A 6,182-nucleotide genomic window follows, 5' to 3' on the forward strand; every position below is an offset into this window, starting at 1 on the left:
GGCACTCGGCTGTGAACTCAGCGCGGGCCGATATTGCGCGGCAACAGATCCCAGACGTGCCCGTTCTCGTTGACGGTCGCGGCCGTGCGGCGTCCCGTCCGGGAGAACAGGATCCTGGTGATCGAGCAGTAATCGATGGGGAAGGTCAGCGGCCTTTCCAGTCCGAGGACCTCTTGCAGCAGCACGTTGATCACACCGCCGTGCGCGAACACGACCACGGTGTCCGCCGGATCGGTGGCCGCGACGACATCGGAGACGGCGGCGTGCACCCTGGCCTTGAATGCCGCACCGTCGACCTGCACCGGAAGATGCCCGGCCTTGATCCGGTCATAGGCGTCCCGGAATTCGACCTTGGCATCCTCGATGGGGATGTAGGCAGGCAGATCGCGATCGTATTCGGCGAGTCCGTCGATGACGTCGACGCCGAGACCGAGCTTCGCGGCGGTCGGTGCCGCCGTTTCCCTGGCCCGGCGCTGCGGGCTGCTCACCACACGGGAGACCCGGTGATGACCGAGCGCCGCGGGCACCCGCTCGGCTTGCTCCAGCCCCACCGGAGCCAACTCCGGATCGGCGGGCCCGCTCGAACTCGACATCCGGACCGGCTGAGCATGGCGAACGAGAATCAACTGCACCCGCCCCACTCTGCCGCATGCCCACGACTCACTTCATCCGGCCCGTGGTCTCGATGACCGGCACATTCGGGGTGACATACTCGAAGCATGAATCTCGAGCCGTTTCCGCAGTGGCTGCGCCCGCCGCCGGGCGGATTTGTCGCCGAGGATCTCGACCGCCTGCCAGACCTTCCCCCGCATACCGAGTTGATCGACGGGAGTCTTGTCTTCGTGAGCCCGCAGGCGCAGTTCCATATGTTGGTCATCACATTGCTCGACTCCGCACTTCGCCGCCTGGCGCCGTCTCAATTCCGGATACGACGGGAAATGACCGTGACTCTCGGACGCGACCAGCGCCCAGAACCGGACATCATCGTGATCCACGCCGGAAGCGTCGGTGGCCCCGAACTGACTACTTACCGTGCCGATGACGTCGTGTTGGCAGCGGAGGTCGTCTCCGCCGAATCGCGTACGCGTGATCGGGAGCGCAAACCGCAGCTGTACGCCCGTGCGGGAATCGCTCACTTCTGGCGAGTCGAGAACGCGGACGGCCGCCCGGTCGTCTACGTCTACGAACTGGATCCGGCCACGAAGACCTACGCGCTCACCGGGATTCACCACGATCGCCTGAAGCTGACCGTGCCGTTCGATATGGACATCGATCTGACCGAGATCGATCGACTCTGAGCCGGTCGGTAGACAACGGGAAACGACGGCCCGGTTCGCTTCGCGCGAGCCGGGCCGTCGATGTCTGCCGCTAGGTGTTCTTCTTGCGCTTGGTCAGCAGGTAGATGCCGCCGATGATCAGCGCGACCACCAGCAGGCAGCAGATCGCGCCGATGATCAGGCCGCCCCCGCCCCTGCTCTTCTTCTTCTTGGCGGCCAACTCGAGCGCGGAGTTCCACGTGTCCGGGCTGGCCCAAACGGTGTGGTCCAGCAAACTCGCGTTCGTCAGCAGGTCAAGGTACATATCCGAACCCCTTACGGTGTAGCGGCCTCCTCCCGGGGCCGAATCTTCAAGGGTAGCGGTCCGATTCGCTCGATGAGACCCTTCCATGACGAAGCGCCGGTCAGCGTGGTTTCACCAAGGGGAACGGCAGTGTCTCGCGGATGCTCCGCCCGGTGATCAACATGACGATCCGGTCCACGCCCATGCCGAGCCCGCCGGTCGGCGGCATGGCGTGCTCCAGCGCCTGCAAGAAGTCCTCATCCAGCTCCATCGCCTCCGGATCACCGTTGGCCGCGAGCAGCGACTGCTCGGTGAGCCTGCGGCGTTGCTCCACCGGGTCGGTGAGTTCGCTGTAGGCGGTGCCGAGTTCGACGCCCCAGGCGACGAGGTCCCAGCGTTCGGTGACGCCGGCGATACTGCGGTGCTGCCTGGTCAACGGGGACACCGAAGTCGGGAAGTTGATGTAGAACGTCGGCTCCTCGGTACGGGATTCGACCAGGTGCTCGTACATCTCCAGCACCACCTGGCCCGCGTCCCAGCCGTGCTGATAGGGCACCCCCGCCTTCTCACACAGTTCGCGCAACTCCTCGACCCCGGTCTCGGGGGTGATCTCGGCTTCGATCGCCTCCGACACCGCGCCGTGCACCGTCCGCACCCGCCACTCGCCGGAGATGTCCACTTCCTCGAAGGTCCCGTTCCCGTTGGGCCGCAACGCCACCATGGCGCCGTTGGCCGCGATCGCGGCGTTCTGGATCAGCCTTCGGCAGGTGTGCATCATGCGCTCGTAGTCGCTGTGCGCCTCGTAGGCCTCGAGAATGGTGAACTCGGGGTTGTGGCTGAAATCGACGCCCTCGTTGCGGAAGGTCCGCCCGATCTCGAACACCTTCTCCATACCGCCGACGCACAGCCGCTTCAGATACAGCTCGGGTGCGATCCGCAGGTACAGGTCGAGGTCGTAGGCATTGATGTGCGTGACGAACGGCGTGGCGTTGGCGCCGCCGTGCACCTGTTGCAGGATCGGCGTCTCCACTTCCAGGTAACCCAGGGAATCCAAGGAGTCCCGCAGCGAGCGCACCACCGCGCTCCGCTTGGCCAGCACCTCGCGGATCTCGGTGCTGATCGCCATGTCCACATAGCGCTGCCGCACCCTGGCCTCGGGATCGGCCAGCCCTTTCCACTTGTCCGGCAACGGGTGCAGGCACTTGCCGAGCATGTGCCAGTCCGCCGCGAGCAGCGAGAGCTCACCGCGCCTGCTCGCCCCGATCTGTCCGCTCACCTCGATCAGATCGCCGAGATCGAAGAACTCGCCGAACTCGGCGCTGCGTGCGGCTCCGACCCGGTCGCGATCGATGACCAGCTGGATGTCGTCGGTCCAGTCCCGGACGACCGCGAAGATCACGCCACCGTAGTCGCGGATGCGCAGCAGCCTGCCGCACACCCGGACCGTGGTGCCGCGCGGGGAGCGGCGCGCGTCGGCGACGGTATGCGTCGGCGGGTAGGCCACCGGGTAGGGGTCGATGCCGGATTCGGCCAGGCGCGCCAGCTTGTCCATGCGCACGCGGACCTGCTCGGGCCTGCGTGGAAGCTGCTCCGCACCGTCGACCTCGGCGATGTCCGGCGGACTGCCGTCGGCGTGCAGGCCGGTCACCGTGGCGGGCACCGCCGTGTGCTCGCCGGTGTGCGTCGCGGTGTCGGGCTCCTTGCCGAACCGCGGCAGGAAGCCCTCCGCCAGCGCGCTGGCCACCGCGACGCGCGGAAGCTGCCTGCGCTCCTCGAACAGGAAGAACCGGGGCACCCAGTACGGCTGGTACTTCACATTCGAGCGATACAGCGCCTCGAGCTGCCACCAGCGGGAGAAGAACAGCAGCACACCGCGCCACAAGCGCAGCACGGGACCGGCCCCGATCCGGCCGCCCTCCTCGAACACCGAGCGGAAGACCGCGAAGTTCAGCGACACCTTGGTGATGCCGTACTGCTCGGAATTCAGCGCGAGCTGCGAGATCATCAACTCCATCACACCGTTGGGGCCACCGGGGTCGCGGCGCATCAGCTCCAGCGAGACACCGGTGCGGCCCCACGGAACCAGCGACAGCATGCCGAGCACCCGCTCCTGCGGGTTGATCGCCTCCACCAGCAAGCAGTCGCCGTCCAGCGAATCACCCAGCCGACCCAGCGCCATGGAGAACCCACGCTCGGTCTCGGTGTCGCGCCAGGCGTCGGCGCGGGCGATGATCCGGGCGAATTCCTCGGCGGGGATATCGCGGTGCCTGCGGATACGGACCGCCACGCCGTGCTTGCGCAGCCGGTTCGCGGCCTGCCGCACCGGCTTCATCTCGGGCCCGGCCAGTGAGAAGTTCCTGGTGTCCAGGATGGCTTCGTCGCCGAGGCGCAACGCGGAAAGACCCGCCCGGCGGTACGCCGTCGCACCGAGTTCGCTCGCGCCCATCACCGCCGGAGCCCACCCGAATTGATCGGCCTGGCGCAGCCAGGCATCGATCGCCTGCGGCCATGCCTCGCGGATGCCGATCGGATCCCCACTGGCCAGGCAGACACCCAGTTCCACCCGGTAGGTCACCGCCGCCTTGCCGCTGGGCGCGAACACCACAGCCTTGTCCCGGCGGGTGGCGAAGTAGCCGAGGGAATCCTCCACGTCCGAACGCTCCAGCAACCCGCGGATAGCCGACTCGTCGGTGCCGGTCATCGCGTTCGCCGCCCGCTGCGAGCGCAGCAGGATCACCACCGCGGCCAGCAGCGCTACGGCGCCGAACAGGCCGAGCAGGAAATTCACGAACGGCGGCGGATGCCCGTCGAAGTGCTCGTTGTCCGCCAGCACCGCCGCGGTCACGCGGTAGATCGCCCAGCCCGGTCGCTGCACGCCCCGCGGGAGACTGCCCGGGAACAATTCCACCAGGCCCCAGCCGAGCAGAGCGCCGATCGCCAGGCCACCCGCCAGCACACCGAGCGCCTTCCACCCTGCGCCGCGGCGCACCTTGGTGTAGAACTCCGGCCATGCCGCGATGAGCACACCGATCACGGCGAGATGCAGCACCATCGCCACCAGCGCGTGGATACTGCCCCGGTCGGCGAAGGTGACGCCGTTGACGATCGTGTAGATCGTGAGGTAACCGGTCAGCAACCACCAGGCGATCCGTTTGCGGCTGGATATCGCGCCCGCCGTCAGACCGACCACCAGCGCCCACATCAGGTTCGTGTCCGGCGCGTCGAAGTAATAGGTATCGATATAGCGGCGCGGCACCTGGGTCAGGAAACGCAGGCCCGGCGAGAGGCTCCAAAGGAAGCACACCGCCGCGAATACACCGAGCGTCAACCCCGCGATATGCGGCACTTCCGAAAGTCGTCCGTGACCCCGGTGGGGAACCGGCGGAGTCGGTTTATCCGCGCGTGGTGCGGTGTCGAGGTGTTGCTGGGCTTGCGTGGAGGTCACGGAACCAGTGTGTACGTGAGTGTGTCGGATTTGCCAAGCCTGCGGTGCGCGTGTTTGTGCGGCGTTTGCGCGGGCCGACTTCTTCGCGGCGTGTTCTTCGCCGGGCGGAGCCGAACGCCGACTTTCCCGATTCCGCGCTGACCTGGGCGGAGTAGCCGATCAAATCGGCGGGAATTCGATGCATACGGTTCGACGGTGGGATTTCCGCGCGGTGCGGAAGGTCCGGCTCGAGTTGCCCGGAGATCGCGGAGGGGATGGGGCGGTGTCCGGCGAGTTCGGATGGGGGAGTAAGTATTTACTTCATGTCGGAACCAGTCGAAGTGCCGATCGATGACGACGTTATTCGGCTCGGCCAGTTTCTGAAGCTGGCCAACCTGATCGAATCCGGTTCGGAGGCGAAGACGGTGATCGCCGCCGGATTGGTGCGGGTGAACGACGAGGTGGAACTGCGGCGCGGGCGGCAACTGCACATCGGCGATGTGGTCGCGATCGCCGGTCACAAGGCGATCGTGTCGGCCTGATCGCGGGTTCGGCCGGCGGCCGGAGCGATCCGTGCGCGCCGCCGAGCCGCTCAGTCCTCGGCGCGCACGACGATGCCGTCGTGGTCGCTGTAGAGCACCTCGCCGGGCACAAAGGTGACCCCACCGAACTCGACCGGCACATCGCGCTCGCCACTACCGGTCTGCGTGCTCTTACGCGGGTTGGTACCCAGCGCCTTGATGCCGATATCCAGGGTGCGCAGGATGGCGGAGTCGCGGACCGCGCCGTTGACGATGACGCCTGCCCAGCCGTTCTCGACGCCGCGCCCGGCGATGATGTCGCCGACCAGCGCCGTGTGCACGCTCGCGCCGCCGTCCACCACCAGCACCTTGCCCTCGCCCGGCTCGCCGAGCGTCTGCTTCACCAGCAGATTGTCCTGGAAGCAGCGGATGGTGGTGATGCGTCCCGAGAACGCCGCACGACCGCCGAACTGGATGAACTGCGTGTCGCAGCTGCGGATCTCCGGGCCGATCTCGTCGGCCAGGTCGGCGGTGGCGATTACATTCTGCGATTCGGTCACGGTGTTATTTTTCCAGCGCCTGCGGCACTGGGTGTTCGCGGCCCCCTTATGGCTCGCGTTTGCGCGACCGCCGCTTGCTCCTTCGTCGCGTACGCGACGGCCACGCAAACGCGAGCC

The 6,182-nt window shown here is 66.9% G+C and carries 6 protein-coding genes; 2 read left to right on the forward strand and 4 right to left on the reverse strand.

The genetic code is table 11. The features are described 5' to 3' along the window. Positions 1 to 17 precede the first annotated feature (17 nt). The gene (locus ABZ420_RS25645) at positions 18 to 632 is read right to left on the reverse strand and encodes a histidine phosphatase family protein (RefSeq protein WP_357040819.1); all 615 of its coding nucleotides are present in this window, start codon (positions 630 to 632) and stop codon (positions 18 to 20) included. Positions 633 to 719: 87 nt separating this feature from the next. Here ABZ420_RS25645 and ABZ420_RS25650 point away from each other — a divergent pair, with 87 nt between their 5' ends. Beyond that, the gene (locus ABZ420_RS25650) at positions 720 to 1,298 is read left to right on the forward strand and encodes a Uma2 family endonuclease (protein WP_357127489.1); all 579 of its coding nucleotides are present in this window, start codon (positions 720 to 722) and stop codon (positions 1,296 to 1,298) included. Positions 1,299 to 1,368: 70 nt separating this feature from the next. On the opposite strand, the gene ABZ420_RS25655 is transcribed toward ABZ420_RS25650, so the two are convergent. Next, a complete protein-coding gene (locus tag ABZ420_RS25655; protein WP_062967019.1) occupies positions 1,369 to 1,581 on the reverse strand; it encodes a hypothetical protein in 213 nt (70 codons plus the stop codon). Positions 1,582 to 1,681: 100 nt separating this feature from the next. Next, positions 1,682 to 5,005 carry a bifunctional lysylphosphatidylglycerol synthetase/lysine--tRNA ligase LysX gene (lysX, locus tag ABZ420_RS25660; protein ID WP_357127493.1) on the reverse strand — a complete coding sequence of 1,108 codons (3,324 nt, stop codon included), beginning with the start codon at positions 5,003 to 5,005 and terminating at the stop codon, positions 1,682 to 1,684. Between the two features lie 302 nt (positions 5,006 to 5,307). Between lysX and ABZ420_RS25665 the strand changes: the two genes are divergently transcribed. Then, positions 5,308 to 5,526: an RNA-binding S4 domain-containing protein gene (locus ABZ420_RS25665; protein ID WP_040864166.1), complete on the forward strand. Its 219-nt coding sequence runs from the start codon at positions 5,308 to 5,310 to the stop codon at positions 5,524 to 5,526. A gap of 50 nt (positions 5,527 to 5,576) precedes the next feature. Here ABZ420_RS25665 and rraA read toward each other — a convergent pair whose 3' ends face one another. Then, the gene (gene rraA, locus ABZ420_RS25670) at positions 5,577 to 6,065 is read right to left on the reverse strand and encodes a ribonuclease E activity regulator RraA (RefSeq protein ID WP_062967025.1); all 489 of its coding nucleotides are present in this window, start codon (positions 6,063 to 6,065) and stop codon (positions 5,577 to 5,579) included. Positions 6,066 to 6,182: the final 117 nt, after the last annotated feature.

Source organism: Nocardia sp. NPDC005745 (genome assembly GCF_040630775.1).
In the GTDB taxonomy this organism is placed as follows: domain Bacteria; phylum Actinomycetota; class Actinomycetes; order Mycobacteriales; family Mycobacteriaceae; genus Nocardia.

Coding starts and splice junctions, on each gene's coding strand:
- ABZ420_RS25655 (WP_062967019.1), bottom strand. CDS start 1,581: ATGTACCTTGACCTGCTGACGAACGCGAGTTTGCTGGACCACACCGTT.
- ABZ420_RS25665 (WP_040864166.1), top strand. CDS start 5,308: ATGTCGGAACCAGTCGAAGTGCCGATCGATGACGACGTTATTCGGCTC.
- ABZ420_RS25650 (WP_357127489.1), top strand. CDS start 720: ATGAATCTCGAGCCGTTTCCGCAGTGGCTGCGCCCGCCGCCGGGCGGA.